This window comes from Microbulbifer maximicatervae (SeqCode) (assembly GCF_052467225.1).
On sequence record NZ_CP174303.1, the window covers coordinates 3639383 to 3657979 of the forward strand.

An 18597-nucleotide genomic window follows, 5' to 3' on the forward strand; every position below is an offset into this window, starting at 1 on the left:
TCACTGCGCAATTATTTTCTTTGCTGTTAACTGACTATTAGCATCAACAGATAAGCCACTACTGTCATGCACTATGACTACGTCATCACCAAAGCTCACATGGGCGCCTTTGGTAATACTGATCTGATTAAACTGATGCAGACCAACCAACTTTTTATTAAGGTAAGCAGTCAGATCCAGTTCAGATTTCACCACTATCGCATTCTGGCTATTGCTCTCAATCAGTAAGCGCGGCACTGATTGATCATCCTGGTCGATATATTGATCAGCATCCAACACCACTTCGATACCTTGTAACCCGAATGCAAGATCATTATCTGTGGCTATCCAATTTGCATCGCTGACATGCAGCTCCCACTCTTTGGAACCCGGAGTGGTATTTAGGGCAACTACATCAATAATCTCGAAATAGCCCACGCTGCGAATCGGTGTGCGTCCACTATCATCTATTTTATTTTCGTTATCGACGATTAAGTCACCATACTGGTCACCGGGCTTTTTGAGATAGACGCTTCCCGCTCCAGAAACATCGCCCGGGAAGACGCTGCCGGTCAGGTAGGACCCTTGGAAGGTGAAACTATCGCTAACGTAAACACTGACACGGCCACCGCCACCCACTGCCGTATTGTCATTGACAAAATCACTAGCTCCACCGCGAATACGCAGTTCCCCTGTAGCAGCACCATCAAAATGTTTCACATTGAGATGAATACTGCCGCCGGCGGAATAGTTTATTGCTTTTGCATCAGCGTTAATCACACCATCGAGTGTGAGTTTATTGGCCACCAGTGAGATGGCACCCCCACCGCGAGAAGTTGACAAAGTAGAAGCTGACCCCGCAAATAGGGCATAGCGGTAGTCACCATAGGTGCAATCCGTTGTCGCCCCCGATGACATTCCTCCATGACATCCGAAGCGGCTGCTGATGTTGTCACCATAGGGTCCAGCATCCTTATTAAGATGGCCAAGCGCCTGCACATCAATACTGGAGGTGTTGTCGATGAACACATCACCTATGACATTTAGGCGCAGCGCATTCCAGTTACTACCATCGCGGGAACGGAGGTGACTGTCACCGGAGAGGATTAAATCACCACCCACAAAGAGCGTATCTTCAAGGCCTGCACGGATTTCGGCTCCAACGACCGCTTCCAGGTTGGCTTCGATATGAACACTTTGGCCAATCAAATCCAACTCTGCACTGTCTGCGACATAGAGTCGTCCCAGCACGGTAATGGTGTCATCGGCTTCAAGAGTGAGCGCTGTACTCGTGCCACCAATCTCAAGATCACCGGTTATCACAATACCCTCTGCATGCAGGGAGTGAGCCTGTGCATCGGTGAAGCTCAATTCGGGGGTATAGAGCACATGGTTGATAACAACCCAGTCACTATTCAGCCCTAGGTAGTCGATAAGCGCGGTGGCGCGTTCAGACAGAACCACTCCAGTTGAATCATCGAATGTCGAGCCGGGAAGATCATCAACATTCACTAGATCGTCACCAAACGATAGGTGTCCGCCATCGACGATGTTGAGCGTGGCCAGATTGTGCACCCCGATTAACTTGTTACCGACCAAGTTCGCCTGGGTTAAGTCATCGGCACTCTCCACTTCAAAGCTCGAACCGGTGTTGGTCAGGACACGCAATAACGGGGCTTGATCGTCTTCGGCATCCAAGCGCACCAGGCGCCCAACGATACCCGCACCATTTTCCCCATTTGCACTGGACCACACATTGTTGGCGATAGAGATACGGTAGCGGTTGTCCTCGCTCAGTTTCTCAACCGCAGTTATCTCGTGCTCACCGACAGAGGGCACAGTGGTATTGGCGACACGTTTGCCGGTTTGCAGATGGCCGCCATTGTCCACCCACAGGTGCCCGCTGCTCTGGGCGGGTGATTTCACAAACACCGTGCCCGCACCGCCGACATCGCCCTGGTATTGGCTGGCCACATCCACCGTGATGCGACTGGTATCAGTTTGATCCAGGGTTACCGCATCGATAAATGGCGTAATGATTGAAATACGTCCACCGCCAGAAATACGGTTGCTGGTGGAACTCAATGAGTAGCCGGTACCTCTTGCAGTAATACGCCCCTGTCCCTGCAGTGAAGCTGTTTCGATATGCACCGAACCGCCAGCGCCACCGGGATAGGAGCTGCTGCTCGCCTGGCCACCATCGACATCAACCAAGCCGTCGAGCTGTACGGATGGGGCCTGCAGTATCAGCACACCGCCACCGCGGGCACTGCTGTATCCGGCCCCCGGTTGCGCAGCGTATTCGTAAGAACCGTAACTGCAGGTCACAGTTTCTACATTGGAGCGTGCACCGGCGTGACAACCCTTGCGGCTGGAGTCGGAACCACTGCCATCGTTGCCGAGGCCAGCCAGATCCACCACCGCGTTCTCACCGATAGTGGCTGTCCCCGCTACGGTAATACGCAGTGGGTAAGCCTCCAGGTAAGAAGACATCGGATTTGGTTCTGTAGGCGTGGTCAGGGTGGCATTGCCTTCCAGCAACAAATTCCCCTGTACAACAATGGTTGAATTGATACCGAGGCTCAGGCTGGCATCACTCACGGTAAGATCGCCGGCAATCACGACATTTTCACCGGTCAACGTCAGCGTGGAAGCCGGACTCAAGGTTAAATCACCGTTAATATTCAGCGCCTGATCACCGAGTATTTCGTAGCTGGCATTGGCACCGATGGTGATATCCCCGTCGACATCGATACTCTGTACGGATAGAGAGCCACTACTATTTTCCGGCACAGTAATGGCACCGGCGTAGGTCAGCCCATTGTAGGTATATACATAAGGGTTGGCCTGTAACCAAAGCTCTGTCGCCGTTGAGCTTGCAGAGGCATCAATACCACTTAACTCGCCCAGAATAGAGTTAGCCGTATCGAGAATTTCCAGTCGATCATCACCAAAGCTCACGTAGGCTCCGTTAACCACACTTAAGCGATCCAAGCGGCGCACACCTAACAGGCGTTTGCCACTTAAATTCAGCGCAGAAAGATCATCGGTGGATTCAATCACAAGGCTTTGATACTCACCGCGCAGAACACGATACACCGGCGCATCTGCATCATCGGCATCGAGAGTCACATAAGTTCCCGCAATGGAGAAGGTCCAGAAATCATCGTGGGAATTAGTGCTCCAACTGTAAGTATCAACACTGATTTTCCACGCATTGTCTTCACCACCCACCGCATCGACAGCGGTAATAGTTGCCTCGCCCACAGAACGAGCATAGACACCCGGTTTATGAGCCCGAGTACTTCCGTTATCAACAATCAAGTGTCCATAACTTTCTGCGGGTGTTTTGATAAATACCGTACCGGCACCGGCGACCACTGCACTGTTGTTGGCGAAGTCGCTGGTAGTGGAGACAAAAATTCCACTGCCCGGCTGCTGCCAATCAATCACTGCGGAGTTGTTGGTCCAGATACTGATACGGCCACCGCCGGAGATTTCATTGGTCTGGGAGTTGAGATCGAAACCTGCCCCCTTGGCCTCAATGGAACCTGTTCCGGAAATAACCGGTACATCAATATGCACACCGCCACCAGCGCCACCGAGATAGCTCGCCGAACTTGAGGCCTTACCATTAGCGTTGATTACACCATTTAAGGTCATCTCCGCCGCACTCAAAGTGAGCAGGCCACCACCGGCGCTTTGCAGGGTCGCACTCGAGGCACTGCCTTCACCACCACTGCCAGGCTGAGTCGCACGTTCAAAGCGTCCGTAACTGGTGTTGGTGCCGGAACTATTCACACCACCGTGGCTATAGCGATTAGAAGTGCCAGACATCTGGAAGTTGTAGGATGCAGGCGCACCTTTACCTTCGAGATCAATCAAACCGTCGGTCTCGACAGTAACTTTACCGGAGACAATCAAGTCCAACCCGAACACATAACGGTGGGAACTGTTTTGATCGGCAGGTTCTGCACTGAGTACCGCGCCGCTGGCAATGGTGAGGTCACCATTGATTTGCCAGGGGCCGCGAATAGCCGCAGTTAGTGAAGCACCGCTGCCAATACTCACGTTACCGTTGACTGTAACACTCTCGTAGACATCCAGGGCCAGTTGCGTATTGCCATTAACCGTTAGATCACCGTCGATTGTCAGGTTTATTCCGGAGAGATACTGGGCTCCAGCATCATTCAGCAACACACTGCCGCGATGATTTTGATCGTTGACATTATTAAACGCAGCAACCATTCCTAGAGAGCGTGGCGACAAAGTAATCGCACTCACTTCATCAACAATCGCATCAGCCAAATTGTTAACGCGAATCTTATCGTCGGCAAAATCCAGATGCGCACCGCCAGTTACCCGCACACTGTCAAAGCTGTGTACACCCACCAAGCGACGCTGATCCAGCGGGCGATTGGCAAACCAGCGTGACAAGTGGGTGCTGGTAGCCACGGTAATGGATTTGGAAGTGTGCTCGACAATTTTGAACAAAGTCGCGCTATCGTTTTCTGGCTCCAGGCTGATCCAACGCCCTTCAAATCCGGAAGAATCGATAGTGGTATTTTTCAGCTTGATTACCCAATGATTGATTGCCTGGGTATCTACAAATTCCACGGGTTTATCGGTATCAATCGTGATCTGATCGATCTCGTGTTCACCGATAGCATCCATGGGCGTAGAGGGCAGAATCACTTCGCGACCGCCGTTATCGGTAATCAATAACCCGTGAGTATCTGGGTTTGAATCGCTGGCGATATAAAGGGTTCCCGCACCGGCAATATGACCTTCAGCCCCACTGCCAAGTTGAGCTCTTGCTGCCCACTGGCTCAGGTCGCTGACAAAGCCTGTGGTATTGGCACTAAAGATGGCGATACGGCCACCGGCACCACTGTGAAGCTTGTCGATATCGTTGTAGGTATTAAAGCCCCCTTGAACCGACAGTGATCCAGTGCCGCTCAGTGTTGCCACTTCAATGCGAATACCACCTCCTGAACCAGGATAATCGTATTTGTCATCGAAAGTACGACCATTGGCTTCGATGCGGCCGGCGAGGTTCAAGGTTGCAGCATTGATGCTGATTAAGCCACCACCGTCACCCAGGTCGTAACCAATTCCAGGCCGGCTTACATCAAAGTAAGAACCCTGGATACAATCATGACCGTCATCATCGCTATCGCTGATCATGGAGGATAAACGTATGGAACTCATTCCGCCGTAACAACCGTAGGAACCGCGATCTGCCCCAGAGTAATCCCAACCTTTGCCCGTGAGATCGATCAAAGAGTCAATATCGACATTGATCTCTCCGAGTACCTCTAACAACAGTGGATAGTCTTCTCTGTCACTGGCCGGATTGATATCCGTATTGGGCACCGTAAGCGTCGCCTGAGTGAGATCAATATTACCTCCCACCATCAGCGGCTCTTGTAATCCAAGCGAGAGATTAAAGTCAGTATCGCTATCCTCTGGCGCACCGGTAATACTCAAGTCGCCCGTGATCGCAAGTTCATTGGCCTCGATAGTATTGTTAGTGCCCTGAACGGAGACATTGCCATCAACATAAATATCAAAGGTACTGTCGACAGTTACATTACCGAGGATGGTGATGCTGTCGGCAATGATTGCCGTAGTGAGATTAACGGTTTCGTTTTCCCAAACGATATCGCCCATATCCACTACGTTGTAGACAAGGATATCTATTGATGCAGAGCGCGAGCCGAAGGTCGCAGTCATTTCGGTGCTACCCACACTGACTGGGCTTACAACACCACTATTCAGTACTGCAACCGCTCCATCGGCAATACTCAAATCAATACCGAACAAGGCTACATCTGTAACATCAATAGTTTTCTTCTCACGACTAATATCGATGACAGCTTCCAACTGATACTGAGGCGCAGACACTGATGCATTCAGATCAATGCGCAGCTCGCTGCTGGTAAAGCGCAGTTCAGAAATATCATCGGCATTGAGGGCCCGAGACGCACTGTCATTGGGGTCACTGCCCGCATTCCTTTCCGCTAGATCAGATATGCCATCGCCATCACTGTCCCACAGAGTGGGATCAGTGCCGTCGCTGACTTCCTGACCATCTTCGATACCATCACCGTCACTGTCTTTATCTGTGAGGTCAGTGCCAAGGCTTGCTTCAGTCGCATTGTCGAGGCCGTCACGATCGTAATCTTCTGCTCCGTCCGGGGTGCCATTGTTATCCGAATCGCTCGACAGCGGGTCGAGGCCATTAATGCTAGCTTCGATTTCGTTGGCAATACCATCCTGGTCGTAGTCTTTGCCGTACTGCAACACTTGAATAGCGCGCGTGTTAGCAACTTGCAGGTCGCCTTCAGGCAAAGTACCACCCAGCTGGATCATGACGTAAGTGCCATCATCAAGCCCCGTATCGGAATGGTGAGGCATAACCATCGTGGGCTTCAGGTAATCCAGTACAAAGGTGTCATCATCAATTTGTACAAAGCCGTCGGAAATCTGCTGGTAGTCAAACTCGCTGCTTGACGGCAACAGGTTGAATTCCACCAGACTATCTTCCATGGCATAGCTCTGATCGAACTCATCCATAGCGATATGCGGTGTACAAATGATTTCTTCACGCGGTAACAACACCTCGCCGTCATCAATACGCTCAAGATTTGAGTCATTAGAATCGATGATATAGCAGTGGTTAAAGCTCAGCGGGTCTTGCGCGTAGAACACAATACGGCCCGGCTCCTCCAGCAATGCCTGCCCACTGACTACCGTACGAGTTTCGGCATCAAGTAAAGTCAACGCAAACTTGCTGCGGTTGGTTGCCACCATCTCTTCGCTCAGGTTCATCACCAGAGGAATATCGAGGGACTCGTGCACCTTCTCAAACTCACTGGTAACAATATGCGGCGGTGTTCTGGCGAAGACCACATCATAGGTTTCCACAGCGAAGGCTGCCGCCGGTTGAGTGTCCGCCGGTGTAATAGCGCCCATAGTCAGGGTAACCGTTTCAGCGATAGCATCACTCAAGGTGAATTCAGCCATACCATTAACGACATCCAACTCCATACTCTGGGTGCTGTTGGCAAAGGCTGCTGAACCATCAACTGTTACAGTAACTTTGTAGCTGGCTGCTACGGTCGTGTTATTAACATCCAGTGTGGGCACACGGTTACCGTAACTATCCACGAGTTCCAAGCGCACAATCGCTTTTTCGCCCTGCTCAAGCTTATCCATATAACCGTTGTAGATATCTTCCACACCGACCTGTACGAATCTCCACGCAGTTGCTTCACCGTTAATCACGATAACAGGCACGCTGTTGATCGCCACGGGATCGCTGGCCTCATTGGCATCGTGATCGTAACGACTGGTCAGTGCAAGGCGATCGTCTTGGGGGTAGCTCAATTGAGCTGGGTAAGTTCCAGCGCTAATACCGGCGCTCACTTCCAGCGTTGATCGACCGTGATACAGGGTTACCGTGGCCTGCTCGCCGAGGAAGTTGTTATCACTATCGAGCCAGCTTTCCACCGTAACACCTTCAGCAATGGCAAAGTGGAAACCATCTCCCGGGAGGTGCACACGCACTTGGCGCTCACTGTCGTGGGCAACGATATTGCCGTAGGTATCTCGCGCAGTAAGCTTGATATCAAATAGGTCAGATGCCTGAACCGGTGGCAGATAATCCACATCCAGGTAGTGGGCATCGGCGGCCAGAACTTCCACCCATTGGCGGGCAGCACTGATATAAGTGTGATCCTGCAGGCTTGCCTGCAATTCAACCTGCCCGGACTTGGTGAAACCATACCAGGAGAAAGGTGCAAGGCCCTGTGCATCTGTAATCACAGTATCCGCAGTAATAGACTCACCGTCGGCGGTATTAATTGTCCACACCACTGATTGCCCGCTTACAGGTCTGCCTGCCGCGTCTTCAACACGCACTTGGTGAGTAGCTCCGTCTTGCAGACTGAACACACTGGGGTTGATATGGCTTGTACCCGAATTATCAAACACCAGTAGGTTCGGTTGCTGTGTCAGCACAACAGAGATTAATTCACCTTCAGCACTTTGTCCCATCGCATCAGTAACGCGAAGTTTGAGGAACAAAATATCGTTCGGCAGAGCCAGGCTTGGCACTTCTACCACATGGTTAAGTTGCGCCGGGCACTGTTGGTTGAAGCCCTCTCTGCACAAGTTTTGCCATTGATCACCACCGTTGCCACGAACCATCAGGTCAACCTGCAGTCCGTACAAACCACGATCATCCACTGTCTCTAATCCGTTGAGAGACAGCTTTAACAAATCGCCGTAGAAAGAGTTATCCGCAACAACAACGTTGAGGCCGTCCAATACCGGGGCTGTATCAGGTAACAGCGTAATTGGACGGGTGATAGTCGTGCGCTGATCAAAGCTGTCTACCAACGTCACTTTTACATCGGTTGCCAAAGATTGGCTCAATCGTGTCACAGCCGATTGTGTGGATACCGTCAATTGCTCATTGATAGTGGTGACTCCGTCAAACTCAAAGCGTTTGAAGGAACCTTCCAACTCAACTTCAACGGCTGATATTCCCAGGTCATCGTTGGCGGCCACAGTAAGATCGAGATCAGCTCGTTCAACGAGTTGTGTAGGCGTTACCAGATTATCCATCACTGGTTTCGTATCCAGGGTTGTGGAAATAGATTTCTGCACAACCTCTGTTCGACCCACATTATCTGTAGCCACTGCTTCAAACACATAGGTTGTGTTGAGCGCAGGAGAAGCTTCGGTATAAACCAGCTCTCCGGCTTCGAACTGCGCAGCAACAACATAACCATCGCGTGTAAGTGTGACGAAGTCGATTCCACTACCTGAATCAGCAACACTCAAGCGCACAGTGACAGGTCGTGCGGGTGGCACAATGTTTTCGGCCAACCACTCGCCTTCGATATCCATAGAGACACTCGGAGGCAATTCATCCACGAAGCGTTTCATTTCCACCACGTTGGATTCTGTTTTATTGCCGAACACATCAACAGCGCGAATCTTTAAATGCAATCCAGAATCTTCTACCTGATAGTTCTTGTAGATGACATAGTCTGGGCCATAGTGCTTGCCGATCAACTCAAACTGCGCGGTCTCCGGTGACTGCGGGTCGTAGTTGGAGGACTGATAAAACTCCACTTGCTGTACCGGATGGTCACTGCCTCGCACATGGGCGCGGATAGTCAGGGGCTTGGGTACAAAGGAAATTTCATCGGCTTCGATTTCAGCGAAGAAACTGTTAACAGGAATATCGGTTCCCTGCAGCCACAAAGTGCGTACCGCCGAGGTTACTGTCTGCCCGGAATAAGTCTCAATTTGAGCTAGTAACTCGAAGGCATTACCGTTAGGCAGGTTGGCTGGAACCAGAATATTGGCATTAAATGGTGCTTCATTAACTTCCGCTACCAATTCCCCATTAATGGTATAGGCAACCGCACTGACACCGCGGGTATCAGCAAGGGCAATATTCAATTTATCCCCTGGCTCAAATACACCATTGTGTTGCGGGGTTACCACCGCCGGAGAACTCCACGGATAACGATTATCCAGTTGCAACAACTGATAACCATTGCGCTCCATGCCCACAATCATCTGCTGATTGTTCACCGCCATCGCAGTGATATTGAAAGGCAGCGTCGCAATGGTAGTGATTGATTGCCACTGAGACAGAGAAACTTCTGCCACAGTTACACCATGGGTAATAAAGACTCGATCACCTTCCACTGCCAGGGCCTGAATGGCGGCAGGCGCACTCAACTGCACGGTCTGATTGAGACCCAGATCATAGCGATAAAGCTCACTGGCTACCGCATAGACAAGATAATCTTCATTAGCCGCCAGTAAACGTAATTCTGAAGCGGTGCTCAAACGAGTCTCCGGCTCAAGATCAACAGCGTTGACTGTCTGGTTAAACCCAGCTAACTGCAGCAAACGCCCACCACTGGTGGCAACAAATAAATTGTCATTAATCAGGGCAAGCGCGGTAACGGTATCCCCTTCACCCACCGCCATTGATTGAGAAGAACCACCGTCCAGGGCGCGCCAGAAAATAGACTCACCGCTGGAAGCGACAATAATATCTTGCGCCACAATAAATTGATCGAATTCAGCACCGCTAAACAGCGTTTTGGGCTGTACCAAACGAGCGGATTGATCAATCTCAGGCTGCACTTCGATAATACGTTTTTGCGAAGCCTGCAAGGCGTAAAGCTTTCCGTTATACCACTGTGTTTTTGTGGTGTTAGCCACATAGGGCGACGGATAAACAGACTCAACCGTACTATTGTTAAGTTCAGCTCCCCAGATTAATCCATAATCTTCAGCACCAGCACTAAACATACCTTCGTAGATACCGACATCTACTACACGACCACCTTTTAAGGTCGGCGCGTAATAACTGTAAGCAGGCTTAGTCGCCGTCGAGAGCAACAAATCATCAGCTTCCGCAAGACGCAATTGTCCTGCATGCAGCACGCTGCGTTGCAATTGAGAGCCCAGTGCATGGTGGGTTTTACCTAAGACATAGGCCTGTTGCGGTTTGGTAACATCAATCCACTGGATAGACTGATCCGCCGTTGAAAGCGCCAACAACTGATTCGGCAGCCCCAAAAGGCGATCGACAGGCAAAGCACTTGCTTCCAGCTCACCAACTTTTTCAATATTCCCATCGTTCACCAGCCACAATTGTCCGGCTTGCTCAGCGATATAAATACCCTGGGGTGTAACAGCCATAGCACTGAGGGAATGATTGCGCAGCCAGGTTTTATGGGTGCTGAGACTGCTGGTAAAGGAAACCAGCTCAGCATCACTCAACACATACCAGTGACCATCGCGGTGAATCACATCCACAATATCCCCGGAAACCACCGTATCGGTTATAGCTTCCAGTGCATTGCCTGTGACTTCAAAGAGTGTCACACGGTTGCCCTGCACTGCGATCAGTTGATCGGCAAAGTAAGCCAAGTGATCAATGTGCCCAGTAATAGCGTGATCGCCGAGTCGAATAAAGTTTTGCTCCGGATCAACAAACATCACACCGATATTGTCGAGGGCAACCAGTATACGATCATCGATAAAGCTAATGGCCGTCACTTTGGCATCAAACTGCTTCACCAGTGCGCCACTCTGATCAAAGAGCTGATGATTGCGCGTGTAGTAGCTGCGACCCACTCCGTTTAAGAACAGATCAAAGTTCTGGTCAACACCACCCAAACTAAACTGTGCGGGGGTTACAACTACAGCCTTTTGCTCAACAGTGGTGGAATTACCCAGACCGTCATCGATAGCCGCTTTCACGGTTAGGCTTTCAGCACTTTGAGGAACTGTAAACTCGAGGCTCTCGCTCCCGCTCGCAATCAATACCTGGTTGTGATCGTAAACATTAATTTCTGTGCTTGCGCCGAGAGCAATGTCACTAACAATACGCAGATTTAGTTGAGCACCGCCCAGAACCGTTGGCCCCATACCACTCAGGGTCAAGGGCAGGCTGACTTCTTTCGGCAGGATTCGCAGGCCGATCTCATCCTCGACATAATCGAATCGATCACCCCAGTATGCGCGCACTCGCAAGGTGTAGTTATCCTGCTCGGCCACGGCAAAGAGTCGCAGATCAAGTTGACCGGCGGCATTTTGCAGCAGAGTGCGAGTCACCAGGTTGCCATCAAAATCAAACAGCGCAACTTCAGTGTACTTAAAGTCATCTGCGATCTGAGGCTGGGTAAATAACGCGTGGAAATCTACTCTTAGGGTTTCACCTTCAAAGAACTGCTGGTTATTTTGCGGCGAAACAATGGTCAGGCTTCCCTGAGTGAAATCATTATCCACCAGGTTAAGACTGCTTAGCAGCGGTGTTTCACTTTCCACCGTCGTAGTCAGCACACTTAATGATGTTGCTTCCGGCAGAGTCAGCCATCCCGCCAGCCCCTTATCGGTGGCGCGTAATACCAGAGGGTTAGAGTCGAGATCCACTGACGTTGCTCGCACAGTCATTGCCTCAGCCCAACTTGCCGTCATCGGTATCAGCGCACCTTTAACCACGGCGATATTGGACTCCGGCGTAACCAAAGGCATCGCAATAGCTACCGCAGGTACAGCAACATTAGTCGTGTAATTTGCTGACGGTGCCATCACCTCGATAGTCAGAGTCGTGGCTGTAAGGTTTCGGCGCTCAACCGCAAGCAGTTGTTTGCCGTCAAACCAACGCCTGGAGAACTCAACTGGATTGCTGTTCTCGTCGTAGATTCTCACCGCGCGGAAGTGGTGATCTTCGGGCATATTGCCCACTTCAATCAGCAGTACACCCGGGTGTTCAGTGAGGGTTGCACTGAGAGTCACACTGGTTTGTGGATCCGCAAAGGAATTTGCATCCACCCGGTCAGAATAAATGGACAGCAAACCATCCAACGCCGAGCGCATCTCGAGGGATTTACCCTCGGCAGACTCTCCACTGAGCCAGCCGCCCAGCTGTCCACTTTCGAACACAGCCCAGTATTGTCCCTGCCCTTGCTTAGACAGTTTCACCAATACTCGAGAATCATCACTAATAGCGCCGGCCGTATTGAGTTGTTCAATTTCACCAAACTCTGGGTAGTGATGATCGATGGCGAGATTATTATCAGATAACCAACGACCAAACGTGAGGTCGCGGTTTTTCCAGTAAATAATCTGCTCACCGTTAACCGCAAAATCATCGGCGCTCACTGCCGTCATTGCCACTTTCAACAAGCGGGCATCAAGGTTTTGCGTGTTCTCATACAGGGTCAGACCACTGTTTGAAAGAACAAACAAGCGGTTGTCCTGTACACGGGCGGCAAGCACAGGTTCACCGTGGCTAACGCCCATGACACTGTGCCACTGCCCCTGCTCCAAACGGGACACCGAGAAGCTCTGCCCCATTTGCACAAATACATCGCGACCGTTTGCTCCCAGGTAATCCCCCCACAAACGCGTCGGTGTTGCCGGGGTCAGTGCGTGATCCCAGAAGTGAAGATAACGATTGCCTGATTCAACAACTACAGCTACAAGCCCACTACCGGTGTAGTCCAGTGATTCCAGGTAACCGGAGCCTTGGGTTAGCAGTGTTTCAGTGGCAGTCGCCAGGCGGAAGCCTTGCGGCTGGTTAACGGCAACTACCAGTCCGCGCCCAGGCCACTGGGCTGTATCAACAATGCGTTCATCGACGCTATTGATAGACACCAACGTTGTGGAAGTGCCGGTCAGGTAGGGGCGCTTGCTCAAAGACTCGACAATCTGCTTAACATTTTGAGACAGGTCCACCAAGTCGGCGGTGACATCAACAGAGTTATCAGCACTGTTAATCGCTACCCTTGCCGAAGTCTCTGCCATAGGTAGAACAGTGGTATCTGCACCGTCAGTAACACTTACCTGAGAAGACAGATCAAAGTCTTGCATCTGCTCCGGTTGATAAGCCTCAACCCAGATACCTGTGCCAGAAAGAACCGAAGTAGCCGGACTGATAGCAAGCTCGATATTTTCATCAATGCCCGTGTCATTTTGCACATTAATCAGCGAGCGATGAACCAGTGTACCGTCGGTAAGTTTCAGCAGTACGACGCTGTCGGTGGTGACCTGCGGCAGTGTCACAGCAACACTGAAGCGTTCAGGATCATTGTCACCCCGCGTGAGATGCACAGGAGAGCTGTCAGCCTGGCCACCGAGTTCAAGGTGCAGGTAGGCGTCGTTGACGCGCTGCATCAAGACTTCAAACTCAAGCGTTTGATTCTCGCGCAGGGTTGCACCCTGAACCGGATTCAGTATCACTAAACGCGGCTCTTCGCCTTCGGGATCGTAGGGCTTGAGCCTAACCAAACTTGAGAGCTGCTCGTTGTCATTCTGGTCAACGGCTTTAGCCTGCAGAGTGACAGGGTTTTCAGTAGTTGCTGTAAATCGATATTCAGCAACATTTGTCAGCAACTCAAAAGCACCGCCATCGCGGGATACCGAGACACTCTTGATACCAAAGCGATCGAAGCTCTGGATTGCCACTCGTGTCTCTTCATTCAAGACAATGGTGTCACCGTCCTGGGGCGAGACAATACTGACCTCGGGCTTGGTTACATCCTGGGTCAGATCATAGCTGTCATCAATTAACTTAATACCAGTTTGTGCGTAGGTTAAGCGCAACTGCACATCAATGCTGGTGCTCGGAGCAATATCGCTTAACTTAGGCTGCAGGTACTGAGTGCTGACCTTCAGCGTCTGGGAGTCAGTCAACTGCGTTGCGGCATCGAGCCACTGATTATTGATATTGATCTTAGCGTCGGTAATTAAGTCCACCTCACCACTGATGGTAAAGCTCATTTCCGTAGACGCTATCTCTTCTGCTACGAGAGGTGAGATGCGCGAGACATTCAGTACAGGGTCTACCACCGCGACGCTCAGGTCTTCAGTGATGGCATTGTTAGCGCTATCGGTAACTTCGGCACGAATGACGAGCGTACTACCAGCAGTTTCAGCCACATTGAACTGATACTGACTATAGACAGAATTCCAACTGGTAAAGCTGGCACCACCATCCAGCGAGACGCGTACACGGTACTTCAGATTTTCATCTGTGTTGTCTTCGGCATCAATGCTGACCTGATAGGTTTTACCGCGCACCAACTGACTGGCACCACTCAGTACTTGGTTATCACTCAGTCGTGTAATTGCAATGTTTCGCGGCTCCAAAGTATCCGGAGTGCTCAATTGCTGACTGTACATGCCAGCGGCAATGGCTCCGCTATCAATAACCTGATTGCCCGCCACATCGGCAAGACCAAAAAGTGTTATTTCATATTGACTGTTGTCGACAAAACCAAAGCTCGGTTTGAAGCCCAAGCGCAGTGAGTTTTCAACAACCACCACATCAAACTGGCTACTGACATCACTATCGGGTTGCGCCTGATAGGATTTATCTTTGGCAGTAACCTGATAACCGCCCACGGCAATATTTTCATTAAAGCGCAGAACCAGGTCTTGGCTTTCGCTCAGGGCTTGGGTATTTGTCAATTGGGGACGAGTATCATCCACAGAACTCAACAATTGAGTCGCAGCCACAGACTCTCCAGAGCCAGTTGACACCACCACTACCTGATATTGCCTTCCCGGCTGAGTTGTCGGGCTGACAAAGGACACTCCATCAGCAATTAATTCGTAGTCCAAACGATTACTTGCATCGGCCACATATCCTGCATTTGCCTCAAAGAAATGAACATTAATTTGGCCGGTTAGACCAATACCGGTAACCGAAATAATGTCCTGGCCACTGTCGCTGACAAACGCTGCTCCTGCCGGGTTGTTACTTGTCAGGTTATTAATCAGCAGTGCCGGCGTTGCCAGAACGGCTCCGGGCAGCTGCTGGACCTCGGTGTTATCTCCCGAACCGATAGTGGCAATTAAGTTATAAACGCCCGCTTGGGCAAGGTTAGCGGAAAAGCTCAGCTCACTATTGGCGCTGTTAATGGTCCAATCAATGGGGGACAAAGTGAGGGAGCCGAGTTTGATTTCGCTGATTCGATTGAGTTGTTGGCCATAGAGAACAAACTCCTGACTAACACCTGCCACCACGTGGGACGGCGACAGACGACTCAGTTCTGTATTTTCACTGTCGAAGAAAGGCGCACTAGCAAGTCGCCAGGGTAAATCAAAAATAACCCGCCCGCCGTCTACCGATTTTCTCGGCTCATTAAACAGTGCGATGTCGTACTCAGCAGCCATCGCATATCCGCTACCGGTAATCTGGTAAAGCAAGTTATCGCCATTGAGCTGAGTGTAACCGTCCAACTCCTGGCTAACACTGTCTGTAACGGTAAAGACAACATTGCGCCAAGCTTCCAACTCTCCGCTGACTCGTCCCTGTACCAGACTCTGGTTTTGTAAAACAATACCCGGTTCCAGTGCCCATAGGTTTGCCATAGGTACAACGGTATTAACCAGAGAATTATTTTCAATCCAGCTCAGCTGTTCTCCACGGAAGATTACAGTTTCAGATGATAGGTTCGAACCTCCGGTAAAAGCTGCAATGGGTCGCAAGGACAACTCATCATTACTTGCACTGCCCAGGTCAACAATATGGTTTTCATCGGCAAAGATGGCCATAAGCTCGCCGCTGACAGCCAGTGCTCGCACAGAGCCCAATGTTGAATCCAAGGCGACGGCAAATTCAGCAACTCCAAGACTTGCCAGCAAAGCAAACTGTTCATTGCCGCTAAAGCTAAATGCCTGTACGTGGGATTGGTTTGCCACTAGCAATCGCTGGTCGGCCACTACCAGTTTATCTGCCCCACTTAGCGCAGTCGCGTTAGCTAGTACTGCGGTAAAGTCTTCGCCGTTATAAACAGACAGATCTGAGTTATTCAACACAAAGACTAGGTGACGGTAGGCAGCGATAGCATTTGCGTCGGCACCACTATCACTTAGCTGTGATGCGAAAACCTGCCCGGTGTACACGCTGCCACTACTATTAAAGTCTCCTTCGGTAACCACCAGTACATCATTGCTCAACACCAGAGCACTATAATCGCGACGCTCGGCGTTTCGAATTCGATTGACCTCTTGCAATTGATAAGGATTGGTGTAATCGACAATCGTGATATCACCATCCCTGTGCAGTGTGGCAATAAACTGATCACTAATAGCAATTCCAGTTGCTTCTTTCACCAGGTTTAGGGTGGCAAGTTTTGTGGGCTGCGCACTGTTGCTGGCCAGCAACAGGGTCAACACATTTCCATCGATCACAGCCTGGAAATCTCCAGCCTGTGCTGCAGCTTCTACACCTGTCCACTGCACAGCGGAGTTCAATCCCACCGACAGAGACTGATCAATAACTACATCGGCACGTTGAGGCTCGTTGTAAACTTCTACCGTCAAAGGCCCAACAGTGTTGGCAGGCAAGCGCAGCCCCAGATGACGATCATCGAGCAGGCGAAGATCAATAGCACTTTCTCCATTGATCTCTACCTTCGTGAATCGGTTAAGCCCTTTACCTTCGATGGCAATAAAGGCATCGCTGTTAAAGTCGAAGTGTTTCTGGCTCAACTGGTATCGATTGTTTAAGTGATCGTAAGCACCGATATTGTCGATACTTGGATCGGCCACAAATATAAACTGTGCAGGCCAGTAATCACTTAAATTCCCATTAATTACCTCAATGGCTGCGGCCTGATTATTTTCGGGCTGCACAGCGAGCGCAGGTACAGTAAAGCTCAGTTCACCGTCATTGAGCACATTGAGGTTCGTTACCAGCACACCACCGATTTCAACCCCAGTGCCAGCATCAAAACCGCTTCCCAGGACAGTGACTTCGGCACCACCACGCCAGGAGCCTATGCTTGGCTCAACATGACTAATTTGTGGTGCGATATCATCGGTCGCAACAAATCGATAGCGATATTCACTACTCAATGTTTCACCGTGGATATCGCGAATACCCGAGGACAACCTCACCCAGTAGGTCTCGCCGGCAACCAGTGCACTGTCGCTGATAAAGCGCAAGCGCGTGCCCTGGTTATTGACCGTAGAGGAAACCGTGCCGCTGAGTTTGATACCACCGCTAGACACTTCAAATAACTGCTCACCGAGAGACTGTATTTGCCCAGAGTCTAGGATACGATTGAACTGCACTTCAATATTTTGACCCAATGGCAGCAAGCCATTGGCACTCGGCAAATGATCCACGATCGTCACACGATCGTTAACGATGGTATTAACACCGCCTCCGGGGCCGGTGAAAGCTTCACTGGTATTCAGTGGGCTTTCTGCAGGTTGCCCATCGACATAAACAAATCCAGTACCGGCGTAAAACGCGCTCCCCTCAAAAGCAAGATCGGTAACTGCACCTGTTACGGAGAAGTAGTGATCAATTTCAACCGGCTGGTTGAACTGCTCGTGCAACCAGGGAGATATATCAAATATCTGTACATCGCCATGGCCAGCGGAAACATAAAGTGTCTGCCCGAAGAGCATTATGTTGCCCGCGAAGCTGTTACCGTTTTTCTGCAGATATACCAGGCGCAGGTCGGCACGGGCTCGAGGCTTGGCTTCACTAAGGTCGTAAACCTGTACTGTGGCGTTACTACCTGTGGAAACGAGGAGGTAATTATCAATTACCAGGAGATCTTCACCGTGAACGATGTTTGCCCCTGCATCTTGCAAGGCAATTCGCTGATCAATGGCAAAGCGGCCACTGGTCAACTCTATAGCCAATACCTCGTGGGTTTCATTATTAATCGCCCACAAATGCTGCCCGTTCACACGCAGTTGGTGAATCTGTCCACCCAGTTCAGCGCTGTCGATGGTATGCAGCGCCTCTAGAGTTTGCTGCGCATCGTAACGGTAAATGGTAATGCCATCAGTATGGGAAACGTAGAGCAGTCCCCGCTCCGCAGTCATGGCAATGACTGAATGCGACATTAAGTAAGTCTCAAGCAGGAACGGATCACTGGCCAGACTGATATCAAAGTGCAGTATATGGTCGCCACCGGCAACCAGCAGGTGGTTGCCGTCAATTTCCAAATCACTGAAGCCAGCCGGATTAACGGTAGACTTATAGAAGTACGGGAAGTCACCGTTATCGGTAGATTTCTCAACGGCAATAGGATTAACCGGATC

At 50.6% G+C, this 18597-nt stretch carries 1 protein-coding gene (running past one end of the window); it reads right to left on the minus strand.

What is annotated here, in order from left to right; genetic code table 11:
- Positions 1-18597: the 3' end of an Ig-like domain-containing protein gene (locus ACJJIZ_RS15870; RefSeq protein ID WP_444914067.1), read on the minus strand. The gene runs 19671 nt beyond the window's last position; only the last 18597 of its 38268 coding nucleotides appear in the window; its start codon lies beyond the right edge, outside the window — the gene reads right to left on this strand; the stop codon is at positions 1-3.